This window comes from Virgibacillus alimentarius, assembly GCF_017874635.1.
GTDB lineage: Bacteria > Bacillota > Bacilli > Bacillales > Amphibacillaceae > Virgibacillus_B > Virgibacillus_B alimentarius.
This window is the reverse complement of sequence record NZ_JAGIKX010000007.1, coordinates 84,632-102,613: the sequence shown is the minus strand read 5'-3', so window position 1 is coordinate 102,613 and position 17,982 is coordinate 84,632. Positions and strand designations below refer to the sequence as shown.

17 protein-coding genes and 2 pseudogenes are annotated in these 17,982 nt (G+C 36.1%); 14 read left to right on the top strand and 5 right to left on the bottom strand.

Features of this window, described 5'->3' with window-relative positions:
* Together J2Z81_RS06565 and J2Z81_RS16185 are read left to right on the top strand one after the other, a co-directional pair.
* Window positions 1-295, top strand: a 295-nt coding sequence (locus J2Z81_RS06565) for an IS3 family transposase (RefSeq protein WP_226370942.1), incomplete at its 5' end; no start/stop codon positions are given.
* 505 nt (window positions 296-800) lie between these two features.
* A pseudogene (locus J2Z81_RS16185) lies at window positions 801-1,089 on the top strand (hypothetical protein); the annotation flags it as partial.
* Here J2Z81_RS16185 and J2Z81_RS06555 read toward each other — a convergent pair.
* Window positions 1,086-1,643 carry a beta-class carbonic anhydrase gene (locus J2Z81_RS06555; protein WP_029270172.1) on the bottom strand — a complete coding sequence of 186 codons (558 nt, stop codon included), beginning with the start codon at window positions 1,641-1,643 and terminating at the stop codon, window positions 1,086-1,088. The pseudogene J2Z81_RS16185 and the gene J2Z81_RS06555 overlap by 4 nt on opposite strands.
* Before the next feature lie 448 nt (window positions 1,644-2,091).
* Here J2Z81_RS06555 and J2Z81_RS06550 point away from each other — a divergent pair, with 448 nt between their 5' ends.
* From J2Z81_RS06550 to J2Z81_RS06540, 3 genes are all read left to right on the top strand, one after another.
* On the top strand, window positions 2,092-2,925 hold the full coding sequence (locus J2Z81_RS06550; RefSeq protein WP_029270170.1) for a S1C family serine protease: 834 nt from the start codon (window positions 2,092-2,094) through the stop codon (window positions 2,923-2,925).
* 262 nt (window positions 2,926-3,187) lie between these two features.
* Entirely contained in the window at window positions 3,188-3,907 is a 720-nt protein-coding gene (sigI, locus tag J2Z81_RS06545; RefSeq protein WP_029270168.1) for an RNA polymerase sigma-I factor, read from the top strand.
* Window positions 3,908-4,690 carry an anti-sigma factor domain-containing protein gene (locus tag J2Z81_RS06540; RefSeq protein ID WP_029270166.1) on the top strand — a complete coding sequence of 261 codons (783 nt, stop codon included), beginning with the start codon at window positions 3,908-3,910 and terminating at the stop codon, window positions 4,688-4,690. It begins immediately after the preceding gene.
* Window positions 4,691-4,774: 84 nt separating this feature from the next.
* Here the strand turns inward: J2Z81_RS06540 and J2Z81_RS06535 are convergent, their stop codons facing one another.
* Window positions 4,775-5,011: a YhdB family protein gene (locus J2Z81_RS06535; protein ID WP_029270164.1), complete on the bottom strand. Its 237-nt coding sequence runs from the start codon at window positions 5,009-5,011 to the stop codon at window positions 4,775-4,777.
* A gap of 168 nt (window positions 5,012-5,179) precedes the next feature.
* Here J2Z81_RS06535 and J2Z81_RS06530 point away from each other — a divergent pair, with 168 nt between their 5' ends.
* The 5 genes and pseudogenes from J2Z81_RS06530 to map all read left to right on the top strand — a co-directional run bounded on the left by J2Z81_RS06530 (window position 5,180) and on the right by map (window position 9,465).
* Window positions 5,180-5,881 (top strand): YhcN/YlaJ family sporulation lipoprotein, encoded by a 702-nt coding sequence (locus J2Z81_RS06530; protein ID WP_029270162.1) that lies wholly within the window; start codon window positions 5,180-5,182, stop codon window positions 5,879-5,881.
* Between the two features lie 86 nt (window positions 5,882-5,967).
* Entirely contained in the window at window positions 5,968-7,338 is a 1,371-nt protein-coding gene (locus tag J2Z81_RS06525; RefSeq protein WP_029270160.1) for a dipeptidase, read from the top strand.
* A gap of 187 nt (window positions 7,339-7,525) precedes the next feature.
* Complete coding sequence (locus tag J2Z81_RS06520) at window positions 7,526-8,284, top strand: (S)-benzoin forming benzil reductase (protein ID WP_029270158.1); 759 nt, start codon at window positions 7,526-7,528, stop codon at window positions 8,282-8,284.
* A gap of 82 nt (window positions 8,285-8,366) precedes the next feature.
* Window positions 8,367-8,462 (top strand): annotated as a pseudogene (locus J2Z81_RS06515) (YjcZ family sporulation protein); the annotation flags it as partial.
* A gap of 250 nt (window positions 8,463-8,712) precedes the next feature.
* Window positions 8,713-9,465, top strand: a complete 753-nt coding sequence (map, locus tag J2Z81_RS06510) for a type I methionyl aminopeptidase (protein WP_029270156.1) — start codon at window positions 8,713-8,715, stop codon at window positions 9,463-9,465.
* Window positions 9,466-9,553: 88 nt separating this feature from the next.
* On the opposite strand, the gene J2Z81_RS06505 is transcribed toward map, so the two are convergent.
* The 3 genes from J2Z81_RS06505 to J2Z81_RS06495 all read right to left on the bottom strand — a co-directional run bounded on the left by J2Z81_RS06505 (window position 9,554) and on the right by J2Z81_RS06495 (window position 12,550).
* The gene (locus J2Z81_RS06505; RefSeq protein ID WP_029270154.1) at window positions 9,554-10,768 is read right to left on the bottom strand and encodes an MFS transporter; all 1,215 of its coding nucleotides are present in this window, start codon (window positions 10,766-10,768) and stop codon (window positions 9,554-9,556) included.
* A 91-nt stretch (window positions 10,769-10,859) separates the two neighbouring features.
* Entirely contained in the window at window positions 10,860-11,396 is a 537-nt protein-coding gene (locus tag J2Z81_RS06500; protein ID WP_029270152.1) for a transcription repressor NadR, read from the bottom strand.
* Window positions 11,393-12,550, bottom strand: a complete 1,158-nt coding sequence (locus J2Z81_RS06495) for an IscS subfamily cysteine desulfurase (protein WP_029270149.1) — start codon at window positions 12,548-12,550, stop codon at window positions 11,393-11,395. Before J2Z81_RS06495 ends, J2Z81_RS06500 begins: the two co-directional genes overlap by 4 nt.
* A gap of 150 nt (window positions 12,551-12,700) precedes the next feature.
* On the opposite strand from J2Z81_RS06495, the gene nadB reads away from it, so the two are divergent.
* The 4 genes from nadB to J2Z81_RS06475 all read left to right on the top strand — a co-directional run bounded on the left by nadB (window position 12,701) and on the right by J2Z81_RS06475 (window position 17,977).
* Window positions 12,701-14,269: an L-aspartate oxidase gene (gene nadB / locus J2Z81_RS06490; protein ID WP_029270147.1), complete on the top strand. Its 1,569-nt coding sequence runs from the start codon at window positions 12,701-12,703 to the stop codon at window positions 14,267-14,269.
* A 1-nt stretch (window position 14,270) separates the two neighbouring features.
* Window positions 14,271-15,116: a carboxylating nicotinate-nucleotide diphosphorylase gene (gene nadC, locus J2Z81_RS06485; protein WP_029270146.1), complete on the top strand. Its 846-nt coding sequence runs from the start codon at window positions 14,271-14,273 to the stop codon at window positions 15,114-15,116.
* Window positions 15,113-16,222: a quinolinate synthase NadA gene (nadA, locus tag J2Z81_RS06480; RefSeq protein ID WP_029270144.1), complete on the top strand. Its 1,110-nt coding sequence runs from the start codon at window positions 15,113-15,115 to the stop codon at window positions 16,220-16,222. The genes nadC and nadA overlap by 4 nt, the downstream gene beginning before the upstream one ends.
* A gap of 264 nt (window positions 16,223-16,486) precedes the next feature.
* On the top strand, window positions 16,487-17,977 hold the full coding sequence (locus J2Z81_RS06475; protein ID WP_226370941.1) for a BCCT family transporter: 1,491 nt from the start codon (window positions 16,487-16,489) through the stop codon (window positions 17,975-17,977).
* The last annotated feature ends 5 nt before the right edge of the window (window positions 17,978-17,982 follow it).

Here is a 17,982-nt window from a genome sequence, read left to right as displayed (position 1 = left end):
CGAAATATTTCACACAGATCGCGGTAATGAGTTTAAAAACCAGCTCATCGACGATGCTTTAGATGCTTTTGGTATCGAACGTTCCTTGAGTGAAAGAGGGTCTCCTTACGATAACGCCGTCGCTGAAGCAATGTTTAAGACGATTAAGACAGAATTTGTGGGCGGCACTATTTTCCCTTGCAAACAAGCACTTGACCTTGAACTTTTCGATTATGTGAATTGGTTTAATAATATTCGAATTCACGGATCGCTAGATTATTTAACACCAGCTGAATACAAGTTGAAACACCTTTAAAAATTTGTTCAGTTGAGTGTTGACATTCCAATCAAAAAAAATATAATATGAAAATAAAAAGAGACTAACTATATAAAGTCAATAGTGCTAGCGACAAAATTTAATACTATTTTTATTGGGAATTTGGACATGCAAATAAGCTTGATGGTTAATTAATCATCAATCTGTGTATTTTTGTTAAACTTTAGTATTTTATAACGGTCAAAATATTACGTATAAACAACTTCTTTATATAATTCGCCTGTTTGCATGAAATGGAATATGACTCTAATTAATTTCTTCGCTACATGGCTTAACACCACATTCCAGATTTTGAAACCCTAAACGATTAATCGTTTGCGCAAATGGAAGCAAATGAAGATGGAAGTGAACGTAAGCAGCTTCGTTCCGAGCGTAAAGAACCGTAACAATATCGCAAACGATTCCAGGACTTTTTAATCCGCAAACAGAAATACGAAAATGACATGAAAATCCTCGGAAAACGCAACAGTTATTTGAAGACAGAAAAGCAAAAGAAGGAAACAACCGGAAAATTTATTATAACGAAAAATGGGAGCAGCAAAAAGAATATATTAGAAAGAAGCTTTCAGAAGGCTAATTTGCGCTTCACGCGTTTGTCGGTGAGGGGCAAAGAGAAGGTGGGAAATGAATTAGGGTTTGCGTTCAAGGCGGTAAACTTGAAAAAGTGCATCGCCATGAACAGAAATAGGCAAAAGATCACGAAAGTAATCCTGAGAAAAATGGGTTCGATCATCAAAGACCGAACCCATTTTTACTTATTCTTGGCTTTTTAATTATCTTCTGTAACAACGTCTACTTTACCGGTTCCTGGGTCGATCACAAGTCCATGTACTTTTACTTCTTCCGGCAGAAGGGGATGATTACGGATAATGCCTACACTTTGTTCAACAGACTGCTCGACCGTTTCAAAACCATGGAATTCTTCTTCGAAATCGATACCTGCATGCTCTAATGTGGATAAGGCTTCATCCGATATTCCTCTGTCTGACATAGTATCCATTAATTGGTCTGTGTTTACATGTGACATGCCACAGTCATGATGCCCGATAACTATTACTTCCTCTGCCTTTAAGCTATAAACGGCAACAAGTATACTTTTCATTATACTGTCAAATGGTTTTCGGATAATAGCTCCTGCATTTTTCAGCATCTTCACATCCCCATTTTGGATGTTTAAAGAACGTGGCAGTAGTTCTACTAAGCGTGATTCCATACAAGTAAAGATAACCATCCGTTTATTTGGAAAACTATCTGTTTTATATTGTTCATATTTTTTGTCTGCTACGAATTCTTTGTTATATTTTAGCATTTCTTCCAGATACTTAATAATGGGAAACATCTCCTTAAAATTTTGCCTTTATTATAATAATATAGCAGAAATTTAGATAAATTCGTATAGTTATTGCAAAAAAATATAAATTTATAGCATATACTATTTCAGAAAATTCATAATTAAACTTGTCTACTTTTGACGATTCGTGCTATAATAAGCGTATAATAACTAAATGGGGTTTACATATAAAACGAATTGTTCGAAATTTCCGGCTGTGCACTAAACCAATGAAGCAAGTCCGTTTTTGCTATGAAACATCCCAGAGTTTTCATAAACACTTCCAGCGAAACGAATGTAGTCAATGAAACATAGAGCGCTTGGTACATTTATTTAGGCTTAAAACAAAAAGTAAACTAGAGTTAAAAAGTATATAACTTATCCACTTTCAAGAGAATAGCTCGATTCTCTTTTTTTTCATGTTTTTAAATTGACGAGGTGACGTATGGGTTCGAATGACGAACATAAAAATGACATCATAGATGAAGATCTATTTGAAGAATTAGATGCTGACGAGATGGAGGAACTATTGCAAGTCGAAAGAGAAAAAGCATTAGATAGAGAAAAGAAAGGAAAACCACCCAAGTCAAAACGTCCATTTCCAAAATGGGCGTTTTGGTTTATTGCTATTGCGATGGTGTTTAATATCGTAGCTCTTTTGCCTCAAACATTTTCGGTTCCTGCGATTGATTTTTTAACGACTTCTGCAAAGTTGTCTCAACAAAAAATGGTTCAAGTGTATAAAAAGGCAGTAGTTGTTATAGAAACTGAAGATGCCAGAGGTACTGGTTTCTCCATTACAGATGATGGAAAGATATTAACAAATCATCATGTTGTTGAGGGAGATGCCAGTGTCACTGTGGCTTTTCCTGAGAAGGGTCTTTTTACGGCTGAAGTTGTTGAGACGTACCCAAATATTGATTTGGCAGTTCTTCAAATAGATAGAGAAAACGGGGAAAAACTCCCCTTTTTAGATTTGGCCGAAAATCCTTCATTTCACTCCAACGAGATCATAAAGTTTATTGGTAATCCATTAAACTTTCAAGGGATCGCTAATGAAGGTGAAATTATTGATGATGTGAAATTGAATAATTGGACCGAAGAAGTTGTTATGATAAAAGCTCCGGTCTATCGTGGCAACAGCGGCAGTCCGGTTATTAATGAAAACGAAAAAGTGATCGGAGTTGTATTTGGTACTTTAGATCATGACGAATATGGGAAGGTAGGAATGTTTGTTCCGATTGATTACTATTACAGGTATCAAAAGTTCAATAAATAAACTGTTGTTCCACTTTTTTTACAGTAACCTGGTAAATAAGTTACTGATATTTAAAGGAAATGTAACTATTTTGAGATAGCTTCACATAGTTCATTAGGGTACTATTAAGCATGTTGAAGCATTTTGAAATAACTAAAAAAAGATGGTGGAATCATCATGTTAAAGAAAAGGAACCGCGTATGTTTTAAATATATAAATAATGGTACACCCAAAAAAGATAAACCTAAAACGAAATTTATAGCGACTGGGGGTGCTCTAAGTTATGGATGAGTTTAATAATATGCCCCTGGATGAGATGATAAAATTAGTTCAAGAAGGGAATGATGAAGCCCAGAATTATTTGTTGAAAATGTATCAGCCATTTATTGCTAAATGCGTTTCAGAAGTTTGCAAACGTTATATCGACCCTGAGCAGGATGATGAATTTAGCATTGGCTTGTCAGCGTTTAATGATGCTTTATTAAGCTTTTCCGCTGAAAGGGGAAGCTCTTTCTTCTCTTTTGCAAAGCTTGTTGTTAAACGAAGAGTGATCGACTATATTCGTTATATCAAAAAAGCCCCTGTTGCGGCATCTTTGGATGAAACGTACGATGTGGAGCAAATGGAAAATCCGCTGGAAGTAGCAGCAGCGAAAGAAGCTTATATTCAGGAACAGGATGCATGGCATCGGAAAGAAGAAATAAAGGATTACAAAGAAAAGTTAGCTACGTATAAATTATCTTTACTTGAACTCACGGAAGTTTCACCCAAACACCAAGATGCCAGGGAATCTGCTGTAGAAGTAGCAAAAATTCTTTTTCATGATAAAGCATTAAGAGAATATGTACGAGCTAAAAAAAGACTGCCAATAAAGGATCTAATCCAAAAGGTAAATGTGAGTAAGAAAACATTAGAGAGGAACCGAAAGTTTATTTTAGCAATGTTTATTGTACTTAACGAAGACTATGTTTATCTTAAGGATTATTTAAGGGGGGGTGGGTAAGTGAAGAAAGGCATTGTGATGGAAAAGCACAGTCGTTATATTATTATTATGACAAAGGAAGGTATTTTTAAAAAAGCAGCATCTGTGGAGAACGTTGAAATAGGTGATGAAGTATATTTTAAACCCATCGCATCCGAGAAATCATTCTTTTTATATTTTAAAAAACAGGTAAAATCACCCGTTCGTATTGTTGCGATGGTTTGCATGCTGTTACTTGTTGTAATGCCCCTTTATTTTATTATGGGAAAAAATAAAACATATGCCTATATTAATTTAGAAATTAATCCTAGTGTCGAATTAATAATTGATGAATCATTACATGTCCATCGTATTACACCTTTAAACGATGATGCAGATCAACTTGTGAAAAAATTAACAAATTATAAAAACAAATATTTAGAAAAAGTAATTGCAAAGATTATGATGCATAGTGAGGAAGCAGGACTAGTTAAACATGGAAAAAATATGCTGATTGGTGTAAGCTTTGTGAATGAAGAGGCTCAAAATGGGGATTTAATTAAACGATTACAAAATCATTTATCCGATAAAGAATCTGGCTGGGGAATTGCTACATTCCAAGTGCCAAAAAAAATTAGGGAAAAAGCACAGAAGAATAATCAAACAATGAACGAAACAATGGCATTAGAAATAGATGAAAAGAATATGGTGAAAAATAATTTCAACGAAGAAGACAAAGAAATGATTCAATCCTTTTATCAATTTAATGAAGAAAAACAAATACAAGAGCCTCAAACAGAGCCAGTAAAAGATAATAATTTGTGAAGCCAATAAAAGCAAAGTAAAGAATGTCAAAAGAAAAGGCCCTTTAAAAAGATGCACCATCCATGAGAATGGTGCATCGTGTAATCATACTTCCATTACTGCAGCAGGTACTGATTTCATTGCATGTTCCAAATAATACAGAAGGTCATCGTGGGATTCCAATATAGACTTTTGATCTGGAGCATAATGGTAAGCATGTAAAAAAAGTTCTATTTTTTTAGAAAGCATATCATCTTTAGTCCGAACCATCAATACAAGCAAATCATCCCATTGTCCCCAAAGTGTATAATATAAAGCTTTGTCGTAATCAGGAATGTCCATCAATATCCCTCCTTAATTAAAGGGTTATTTGTAGGGTTTCCTATTTCTCTATATATTGTCTGATACAATATTGGTGTAATTACCAAAAAGACACAATGATAAAAAGCGTAAATAAAAACTCCTTTCTGTTACATACTAAAACCAAACAGAAAAGGAGGATTAAAAAACATGAAATTTAAAGTAGCAAGTGTAGCCTTAGCAACAACGTTAGCACTTGTTGGTTGTGGTACAGCAAATGATGATGCCAATAGGGACAATGGTGCAACAAATAATGATGCTGACAATAATGTAGAACAAACTCGCTACAATGACCGTGCGGATAACAATACACGTAATGTACGTGATAATGATAACCGAAATGATCGGGTAAATGACGCACAAGATAGGAATAGAGATAATGATCGCAGATACAATGTGTCAAAGCAAGCAGCAGACAAGATTACAGATAAGGTAGATGAGATTGATCGCGCATATGTATTAACAACTGACAACAATGCATATGTTGGTGCGGTTTTAAACAATGATGATAATGACAATAACAACAATCATAATGACCGAAACAATGACGGAGTAACAAATAATGATGGTATAAATAATACAGGCGATTTAAACAGAAAAAATAATAATACACGAAACAATGATAATGAAAACAATGATAATGATGTTACGGATGAAGTCAAGCAACAAATCACCGACGTAGTAAAATCTGTTGATAATGATATTGACAATGTTTATGTTACTACAAACCCGGATTTTATTGATTTAACGAATGATTATGCCAATGAAGCCAGGAATGGTAACCCAATTGGCGGATTCTTTGACCAATTTGGAGACATGATTGAACGTGTATTCCCACAAGGAAATAGATAAAATAAAACGAGCGACTCGAAAGAGCGCTCGTTTTTCAATTTTCGGCAAGTAATATGCTAAAATAGAGGTGGATAGGAGGAATTTTTATGACAAGGGATGTATTAAATTATTTAAATGATCATAATGAAGATTTAATGAAAAAATGGAATGATTTTTTATCTATACCGAGTGTTAGCACAGACAGTACACATAAACAGAATATTCTAGAAGCAGCAGAATTTTTAAAGAGTTATTTATCTGAACTGGGATTTGAGAACGTTACACAGATGGAAACCCCTGGTCATCCACTTATTTATGCAGAGTATACTCAAGCAGGAACTGAAGCACCTACCGTGTTGTTTTATGGTCACTATGATGTACAGCCAGTTGATCCAATAGATCAATGGAAGAGTGACCCATTTAAGCCGGAAATTCGTGATGGGCGTTTGTACGCTCGTGGCTCAAGTGACGATAAAGGCCAAGTATTTATGCACTTAGCAGTATTTGAAGCTTTTATAAAAACAGAAGGGAAGCTGCCAATAAACGTGAAGGTATGTATTGAAGGCGAAGAAGAAATTGGTAGTGAAAATTTATATGATATTTTACATACTAAAAAAGATTTATTCGCTGCAGACTTTGCTGTCATTTCCGACTCAGGCATGGTTGCTAAAAATCAGCCGACTATTTTATATGGACTAAAAGGCTTTACTGGTATTGAGATTACTGTAAAGGGACCAGACCACGACCTCCATTCTGGTATGTATGGAGGAGCCATTAAGAATCCAATTATGGCTTTAACGCAAATTTTAGCATCTATGAAAAACAAAGATGAAGTAATTACAGTTGAAGGATTTTATGACGATGTGGAACCATTGTCTGATGAAGAAAGAAAGTTGATTAAAAATGTGCAAGGTGAAGATTATCAAACGACAACTGGTGTAACAGAAACAGCATCTGAGACGGGATATACAGCAAAAGAACATACAATGGCGCGCCCGACCTTTGAGATTAATGGTATGTATGGTGGCTATCAGGGAGAAGGAACAAAAACAATTATCCCGTCGTCTGCAACTGCAAAAATCACTTGTCGTTTAGTACCAGGACAAGACCCTGAAAAAATACAGAATTTGTTAGAAAAGCATGTTTATCATCATGCACCAACAGGTGTTAAAGTAAATGTGAAAAAGGAAAAATTATCAGCCAAAGCGTACAAAGTGGAACCGGATCATCCACTCATTCAAAAAGCAGCAGCAAGCTATACAAAAGCATTTGGTAAAGAAACAGTCTATGTAAGAATGGGAGGTTCTATTCCGGTTGTAGAATGGATGGAAGCAATTTACGATATTCCAATTGTTTTATTAGGATTTGGAACGCCAGAAGACCGTATCCATTCCCCAAACGAAAGCTTTCCATTAGACAGCTTCAAAAAGGGAATGGAAACACTGGTGTATTATTGGGATAGCTTAAGGAAGAAATAAAAGTGTTATCTGGAGACTATTTATGTAAACAGAATTGAATCATTTGTGTGGTGAAAGGAAATTTTCAACTGGAATGGCATAAATAACAAAGTATACGAAAACAGCCATCCTGTTAAATCGTTTCAAAATTGTTATAATGATAGTAAATTAAAACAAAGCTTTTTTTAGGAGCATAGGAGGGGAGCAAATGAAATTTGCTGTTGTAACAGGGGTTTCAAAAGGATTGGGAGAATCAGTTGCTAAATTGTTTCTAGAAGCCGGAGTCAATGTTATTGGAATCTCCCGCACTAAAAATGACGCGTTATCACAAATAGCAGAACAGAATAATCAATTGTTTACACACTATACTTGTGATCTGGGAGATGTAGCAAGTATCGAAAAAGCGTTTAATGATATTAGTAAAACGCTTTATGCTAAAGAACCGTCATTTGTTTACCTAGTAAACAATGCTGCTGTAGTTGAACCAATTGACCAGGCAATGAATATTCAAGCAGAAGATTTAGCTTACCATGTACAGGTAAATACGGTGGCTCCAATGGTATTAACAAATTTATTTTTACAAAAATCACTTGAAAAAGATGTGCCTTTAATTAGCGTAATAATCACATCAGGTGCTGCTGAACGTCCTGTTTACGGATGGAGTGCCTACTGCAGTACAAAAGCAAGTATGAACATGTATACTAAAACTGTGTCATTAGAGCAGGATGAACTAAAGACAGGGAATAAAATTATCGCATTTAGCCCCGGGGTTATGGATACAGCCATGCAGGAGCAAATTCGTACGAGCAGTTATGATGAATTTATGGATGTTGAAAAGTTTAAAGATTATAAGAAAAATAATCATTTAAAGAACACAGAGACTGTTGGAGGCGTTCTGGTTGATATTCTTAGAGATGAAGCAACGGTGAAAAATGGAAATATTTATTACGTACGAGATTACTTATAAAAGGTCATCCGACAAACGCCCTACCTAAATGATTTCACGTTGCATAATGTATAGTGATCGAAATCAACGGGGAGGGAATAACATGAGCACAGGTCTAGGTGGCTACGGTGGAGGTTTTGCACTGATAGTCGTCCTGTTTATATTATTAATCATAGTTGGAACCTCATATACAGGTGGCGGTTATGGTTATGGCGGCGCTGGATTCGGCGGCTATTGTTAGTGGTTTAAAGGATACAGAGGGTTTTGTACTCTCTGTATTCTTCTTGTTGTAGTTGAAAGTATTATGTCTTATTTTGATTTGCGCATTGTTCGCATCATCGTTTATTTTATAGTAAACTGACTGTAGGTTATGGATGATGAGAACAGAAGGATATCATATAACATAAAATTAGATTGATTTTAACGATCAGCAGGAAGGAAGAAAAGAAATGATTACACGAAAAAGTAAACGAGAAATAGAACAAATGCAAGCTGCAGGTGATATACTTGTCCAGTGTCATAAAGAAATTGCTAAGATGATTAAACCGGGAATTACAACGATGGAAATTGAAGCATTTGTTGAAAGCTTTTTAGCTAAACACGGGGCTACGGCTGAGCAAAAAGGATATAATGGATATAAATATGCAACATGCGCTTCCATTAATGATGAAATTTGTCATGGATTTCCTCGTAACGAAAAGCTTGAAGACGGGGATATTGTCACAATTGATATGGTAGTGAATTTAAATGGAGGATTAGCAGATTCCGCTTGGTCGTATGCAGTTGGAAATGTTGATGAAAAAGGAAAGCGATTATTAGAAGTTACAAAAACGGCTTTGTATAAAGGAATTGAACAAGCACAGGCAGGAAAGCGCATTGGTGATATTGGACATGCAATTCAAACTTATGCAGAAGGTGAAGGATTTTCGGTTGTCCGTGATTTTACCGGCCATGGTATCGGACCTACTATTCATGAATCACCTTACATTCCACATTTTGGGGTACCAAATAAAGGTTTGCGATTAAAAGAAGGAATGGTTATTACAATTGAACCAATGATCAATGAGGGAGAGTGGCGAAGTAAGATGGATGCTAATAATTGGACAGCCAGAACTGTCGATAAAGGCCGTTCTGCCCAATACGAACATACAATTGCAATCACGAAAGACGGTCCTCTCATTATTACCGATCAAGATAAATAATCCAATCAGTTTGTCTGGCTATTCCTAGTATTGTACAAGCTAATAAAAAATAGCAGCTGGAGATGAATTTCCAGTTGCTATTTTTTAGTTATTCCGATAATGCCGGATTGTAATTTCTTTTTGGTTTTATGGAAATAAGAGCAAATCCAGAAGCAATTATACATATAGCAGCAGTAGTCAAAAAAAGTGTCTGATGGGAATATTTCATAATCATCGCAAATAGTGGCGGTCCTAGAGCAACACCAATAAAGCGCATACTGCTATAAATTGAACTGACTGTCCCTCTTTCCTCTTTTTTAACTCCACCTGTTATAAATGTATCTAGGCAAGGAAGGGCCATTCCTATACCTATTCCGCTAAAGATGAGACCTCCAACTAATAAATAAATGGATTCTGAAAAGCTAATGGCGAATATCGTACAAGTTAATAATAGGCATCCAGAAAATGTTACCCATTTCATAAGAAGTTTGTTTTCTCCAATTTTTTTACCTGTAATATAAGATGCTAGAGATAGAGTTAATAAAGGTATTGCAAGGATTAGACCTTTCAAAATACCTTCTATTTGATAATTTTCTTCCAGTATGGTGGATAAGTAAAATAATACACCAAATAAGACATACATCAAGATGCAGCCAATGATGAAAATAGCATAAAGCCATCTTCCTTTTTTAGCAAAAATTTCCTTAATATTTTTGAAAAATGTACGAAGTGGGACTGGTTCTTCTTGCTGTTTAGGAACCTTTAACAAGAAGAAAACAAGCACTAGGGATACCAGACAAAATACAGGAATAGCAAGAAGTGGTGTGTACCAAGTGATTAACGCTAAAGCTGCTCCAATGATTGGACTTAATACCTTTCCTACTGTGTTAGAGGTCTCAACTAGCCCTAATCCACTGCTGACTTTTCGATCTTCTTTAAACATATCTCCAATTAGCGGGAGTACAACTGGAAAAGTTCCCGAAGCTCCAATACCTTGTATAAACCTGCCTAATAAAATTAATAAATATGATTGTTCAAAAAGCATTGCAGCCAGGCCACTGATGAGTCCGCCAATAGCTGTAATGATCAGACTAGGAATGATCACTTTTTTTCTGCCGAATCGATCTGATAAATATCCAGCAAACGGAATAAGGATAATTGCAATCATTGAATATACGGTAATGATTAAGCTGGATTGGAATGCGGTGATTTTTAATTTATTTTCGATGACTGGAAGAATCGGTATTAGCATCGAATTCCCGAGTGTCATCACTAAAGGAACGGAAGCAATTGAAACTAAATCCAGTTTCTTTTTTTCTTCCATAGGTAAAAACCCCCCCTTATTGTTGTACAGTTAGTATTTTCTAAAAAGGGGGTAAAATACCTAAAATGTTACAGAACTATCAGTTTTTCTTTTATTCACGAATTAAAATGCCGGCTTCGAATAATTTTTTACAGGCATCTTGAAGTTTTTCCGGTGTATCCGCTTCTACGGTATGAAGATGTGTACCGTTTGTAAGTGGCGCAAGATAGGGAGCATTTGTTTCTTCAATTTGCTTGATAAATTGATCTACTTCTTTTCGATTACTCACCATGATTGAAGCTGATAGGTCTCCATAAACGGGATGTTCAATTTTTATGTCTTTTACCGTAACACCATGATCAACGATAATGTTTAATTCTTCCCGAGTCTGCACCGGATGGTGATTACAAGCGATAACCATTTGGTTTTTCTTCTCATCCTTTTCATTTGCCATGTATAGATATCCTTGGCTTGTAGCGATGATGGGCTCTTTTTTTGCTTTTAATATAGAGATGTCTTGTACGATTACCTGTCTGCTGACATTTGCCTTTTCGGCAAATGAAGATCCTGTAATTGGTTGATTTGCTTCTTTTAATAATTTTAATATGAAGGTGCGTCTTGCTTCACCAGTAATCTTTTTTGCTTTCAATGTTTTGTTTCTCTCCTAACAAGAAGGGATTTTTCGATGATTGTATCAAAGATAGAGATAGTTTTTTGCATATCCTCCATTGTTGATTGTTTACCCAAAGACAAGCGAATAAATTCTTTTGCTTCTGTTTCCGATCTTCCTAAGGCTAGCATTGTTCGCGAAGGCGCTAGGTTGGCTATTTGACATGCGGTTCCTGTAGAGACAGCAACACCGTAACGATTACACTCAAGCATGGTGTATTGACCTTCCATTCCTTTTATTCTAAGACCAAGGATATGGGGCAAATAATCAGTTGACCAACCACTTTCAATATGGATGAACGTGGATCTTTTTCGCAGCTCGTTGACTAAATATAATTTTAATTTATTTAATCGCTTTTGCTCGATTTCCATATGATTACATACGGCTGCGGCTATGGTAATAAAAGCTGCAATACCAGGAAGGTTTTCTGTTCCTGGGCGAAATCCAGATTCATGTGTTGTACCAGGAATTTCTTGCTGCCAAGTTGTGTTTGGATTGATATAAGCAGATCCTACACCCTTAGGTCCATATATTTTATGGCTGGAGATGGATAAACTGTCAAGCTTTGCCTTTTGGATATTAATAGGTATTTTTCCAAATGTTTGGACACAATCACTGTGAAATAATATATCATAAGCTTCAAGTAAATCTCCAATCTCTTCAATTGGCTGAACGGCTCCTATTTCGCCATTTCCATGATGAATGGATACAAGGATCGTTGATTTTTTTATTGCATGTTTTAAATCTTTTATTTGAATTAGACCATCTTCATGAATTGGTAAAAAAGTAACCTCAAACCCTTCTTCCATCATTAATTGGAAAAAATTAAAAACAGATGAATGTTCCGCAGCAGTTGTAATAAGATGATTTCCTTTCCCTTGATGTGCATTAATAAGTGATTTTAATGCCAAAATATTTGCTTCCGAGCCCCCACTGGTAAAATAGATGCCGTTTTCTGAACCATTTAATAAGGAGGATAGTTCTCTGCGGCAAGACTGCAATAAATGTTGCGCTTTTGAACCTATATCGTGGAGACTGCTGGGATTTCCATAAAAAGACTGCGAAACTTTATTATAAACATGTAACGCTTCGTCAGAAGTTGGCGTTGTAGCAGCATAATCTAAGTAAATCATATAAGCACTCCTAGTTATTTTCGATAACGACTTTAAGCTTTTATCATTTAACGCTTGTTTTTAGTATAATAATATGTAAATATAGATGTCAAGACATATAGATATACATTAGATTTCATAAATTCACAGAAATTAAGAGGAGAACCTAAAATGAATAACCCTGACGTCATTATTATTGGCAGTGGAATTGCTGCATTAACAGCTGCTAATCAATTAAGCAAGGAAAAGAATGTGATTATTATCACAAAATCAGGTGTAAATCATAGTAATTCTTTTCATGCTCAAGGAGGAGTTGCTGCAGCAATTCGAAGCAATGACGATTGGCATTCCCATTATACAGACACTATTATTGCCGGATGCTTTCATAACGACGATAGTAATACAAGAACATTAGTACAAAAAGGCTCTGACTATGTGAAACAGTTAATAAGTGATGGAATGCCCTTTGATCAGAGAAAAGATGGTGATTTGTATTTTGGGATGGAAGGAGCCCATTCAAAAAGGAGAATTGTTCATGCTGGAGGTGATGCTACTGGTAAAGCAATCATAACATTTATGTTTCAACAGCTGAATGACAATGTGTCTATCATTGAATATGAAATGGTAATCGATCTGATTGTACATGATCATCGGTGCATTGGAGTTATTACCAAAAACGCCAATGATAAGCTCATAACCTACTATGCTCCGTCAACAATTATTGCTACAGGGGGATGTGGGCATGTATATGCCACTACATCAAATGATGCTACTGTAACAGGTGACGGTATTGCTATCGCGTATCGAGCAGGGGCTAAACTGGCTGATTTAGAATTTATACAATTTCATCCGACACTTTTATATAAAGACAACAAGGTACTAGGTCTCGTATCGGAAGCAGTACGAGGAGAAGGTGCATACTTAATCGATCGTCATGGAAATAGAGTGATGCAAGGTGTTCACGAACTAGAAGATTTGGCACCAAGAGATGTTGTCGCTAGAACAATATTTCATAAACAGAATAAGGGAGAACAAGTCTTTTTGAATATAGCCAATGTAAAATCTTTTGCTTCCCGCTTTCCGACAATACATCATTTATGCAATGAACATGGAATTGATGTAAATAAAAGCATTCTTCCTGTTACTCCTGGCGCACATTTTATGATGGGTGGAATAGAAGCAAATTACCATGGCCAAACGTCAATGGAAGGGTTATATGCACTCGGTGAAGCAGCATGTACAGGAGTGCATGGAGCCAACCGGCTGGCAAGCAATTCTTTATTAGAGGGTATTGTATTTGGACATCTAGCTTCAAATGATATACTAAATAATTCTATTAAAGATAGGCTTGTCCCTTCTGGTGATCTTGAAAAAGCGTGTAAACAGGGGGAAGGGAAGTTAATAAATCACACCGTACTTCCTCAGAAGAAAGAGTTAAAAGATAAAATGATGAAATATGTGGGTGTTATCCGTAATGCAAAGAATTTACAAAAAATGAAAGCGTGGTTGGAAAAATATGACTTCTTCAATCAAACTCTATACGAGCTGTCTAAAAATGAAGTTGAAATTGTAAATATGTTAACTACTGCATGGTTAATAACGACATCTGCGTTGGAACGCCCGGAAAGTCGAGGAGGTCATCATCGTTCGGATTATCCAGTACAAGTGGAGCAATGGTGTAAACAGCGCATTACCCGTCACATAGATGAGCATAATTTTAAGAGTAAAGGGGCTTTATAACATGAATCTAATCAAACTACGTACCCTTCTCCACGCTTTTTTTGAAGAGGATATGGGTGATCGAGATATAACAAGTCAGGCAATTTTTCCAATTACTGAATGTGGGAAAGGTGTATTTATCAGCAAAGAAGAAGGTATTATTTCGGGGTTGGATGTAATTAAGGAAGGGTATTATTTATTTGATCCTGCTATTGAAGTGAAAACGTTTTATCAAGATGGGGATCGTGTTTATGAAGGAGATGTTATTGCTGAAGTAACAGGTCCAATCACTTATTTATTGACTGGGGAACGTGTGATTTTAAATTTGCTTCAAAGAATGAGCGGTATTTCTACAATAACCAATAAAAGTGTCCAAACATTAAATGATAAGCATACGAAAATATGTGATACGAGAAAAACATCACCAGGGTTAAGGATGCTAGAAAAGTATGCAGTAACTGTTGGTGGCGGCAGAAATCACCGGTTCGGATTATATGACGGTGTGATGATAAAAGACAATCATATTTCTTTTTGCGGATCGATTACCGAAGCTGTTCAAAGGGTGAGAGAAAATATTGGTCATATGGTAAATGTCGAGGTCGAGACAGAAACAAAAGAACAAGTTATCGAAGCAGTGGAAGCGAAGGCAGATGTGATTATGTTTGATAATTGCAGTCCAAAACAAGTAAAAGAATTAGTATCCTATGTTCCAGATTTGGTCGTAACCGAAATTTCTGGCGGGATTACATTAGGCAATTTAGCTAAATACCGGAACTTAGGTGCCGATTATATTTCGCTTGGATATATTACGCATTCCGTAAAAGCATTGGATATTAGCTTAACCGTATGTGAGGAGGAGATAAAATGAGTTTATTAGATTTGATTCAAAATGAGGATAGTCAAACACTTCCGGAAAAATACAAAAAGCTTTCGATACCTGAAATGGAAGAACGTGTCCGCACAATAAAAGACAAATTTGGATCTAAATTATTTATTCCAGGTCACCATTATCAAAAAGATGAAGTCATTCAGTTTGCTGATGTAACTGGTGACTCTTTAAAGCTCGCCCAAGTATCTGCCAAGAATAAAGAGGCGGAGTATATTGTGTTTTGTGGCGTCCACTTTATGGCTGAGACAGCAGATATTTTGACTGGGAATGAGCAAAAAGTCATTCTACCGGATATGCGTGCGGGGTGTTCTATGGCTGATATGGCTGATATTAATCAGACGGAGCGCGGATGGAAAGTCATGCAGGAAAATTTTGGTGATACTATTTTGCCTTTAACTTACGTGAATTCTACTGCAGCGATCAAGTCATTTGTTGGACAAAATGGTGGTGCAACCGTAACATCCTCCAATGCAAGGAAGATGCTTGAGTGGGCCTTTACACAGAAGGAGCGAATTCTGTTTTTACCAGATCAGCACTTAGGCAGAAACACAGCATACGATCTAGGTGTTCCATTAGATAAAATGGCGATTTGGAATCCGATTACGGATACGTTTGAATATGATGGGGATCCCGAAGCTGTGAAAGTGATCTTATGGAAGGGGCATTGTTCTGTACATGAAAACTTTACAGTAAATAATATTGAACAGGTAAGAAAATCAAAATCGGATGTAAACATTATCGTACATCCAGAATGCAGCAGAGAAGTTGTTGCATTATCCGACTACTGTGGTTCTACAAAATATATTATTGAAACAATCTCGAAGGCTCAAGCTGGAACAAAGTGGGCTGTCGGTACAGAAATGAATCTTGTTAATCGATTGACAAACCAACATGCAGATAAAGAAGTTTTTTCACTTAACCCTCACATGTGTCCTTGCTTAACGATGAATCGAATTGATTTGCCGCATTTATTATGGACATTAGAAACATTAAATGAAGGTGAGATTAATAATCAAATTATAGTAGAAAAGTCCGTTTCAAAGAACGCAATGATTGCACTGGAACGAATGCTGCAGAGAGCCTAGTTATCATGTTGGATATAAAAGAGGAGCTGACCATTTGGGTTAGACTTCTTTTGTATATCCAATGTTATCATTCTAAAGTGGGATTTTATTTTTATCGTGATAGTGTTAATATAGTGAATGTTTGGTTATTCTATTTAGTACATAAAAGAATAGGTTGATGCCTAACGAAAATTAAGAAATAAGCAAGGAGGAGTTTTACATAAGTGATTTTGTGGTATACATATAGGTCGATACATACTATAAAAATATTTGAAAGGATAATTTATGAAAAAACATACGTATAAAAATCCCGTTTTTTTTGTATCTGCATTCGTTGTTTCGTTACTAGTAATCATTGGAGCTATTATGCCAGGTAAATTTGGGGAAGTTAGTGAAAAGCTCTTTAGTTTTACAACCACTAACTTTGGTTGGTTTTATCTGCTGTCTATTTTTATCTTTATTATATTTTTAATTACTTTATCAATTGGTAAATATGGTAAAGTCCGTTTGGGACCTTCGCACTCCAGACCGGAATATCCTTTTTTTACTTGGATTGGCATGTTGTTTTCAGCAGGGTTTGGAGCAGGCTTAGTGTTCTGGGGTGTTGCAGAACCAATGAGCCATTTTTTCGAAACACCGTTCCCCGGTCTAGAAGCGCAAACGGAAGAAGCAGCCCGTATTGCAATGGGATATGCCTTTTTCCATTGGGGAATCAGTCAGTGGTCTGTTTTTGCGGTTGTAGGTTTAATAATTGCTTATCTACAATTTAAAAAAGGCAAGGGCGGGTTAATTTCAACATCCATTGAGCCCGTGATAGGTAAAAACAAAACAATAGGAAAGACCATTGATACTCTAGCAGTAATTGCGACTGTAATGGGAGTGGCGACATCTCTTGGTCTTGGTATTCTCCAGATGAATGGGGGATTGAAAACTGTCTTTGATGTACCAAATTCTATCTGGATTCAAATGACTATTGCTGCAATCATGCTGTTCACCTATTTGATATCATCTAGTACAGGGTTAAATAAAGGAATCAAATGGCTTAGTAATGTAAACTTGGGTTTGTGTCTTTTATTACTGGCATTTGTATTTTTTGCTGGGCCAACTGTATTTATATTAAATACTTTCGTATTAGGTTTAGGTGATTATTTAACTAATTTTGTTCAATATAGTTTACGTCTCACTCCGTACCAGGGAGGTACATGGGTGCGGGACTGGACGATATTTTACTGGGCATGGACGATTGCCTGGTCCCCATTTGTAGGTGCGTTTGTAGCCCGTGTGTCAAGAGGAAGAACCATACGTGAATTTGTATTTGGTGTATTAATTGTTCCTCCTGCAATAGCCTGCTTGTGGATAGCAACTTTTGGCGGAACTGCTTTATTTAGTGACTTAAACGAAGGTACTGCAATTGCTGAAGCGGTAAATGCAGATCTCGCAGTTGCATTATTTGAGACATTTGGGAACCTTCCGCTTACAAATATATTATCTATTTTATCGCTTATCCTTATTTTTACATTTTTAGTTACATCAGCAGATTCAGCAACATATATATTAGGGAGTATGACGTCAAGAGGTAGCTTAAATCCGAATCTGCTCGTAAAAATGATATGGGGTGTCTTAATAACTGCAATTGCTGTAGTGTTATTACTAGCAGGTGGTTTAGGTGCCTTACAAACAGCATCTTTGACGTCTGCACTACCGTTTACGGTTATATTATTATTAATCGTTCTATCATTTATAAAAATGCTGAAACGGGATACAGATGTAAAGTAAAAGAT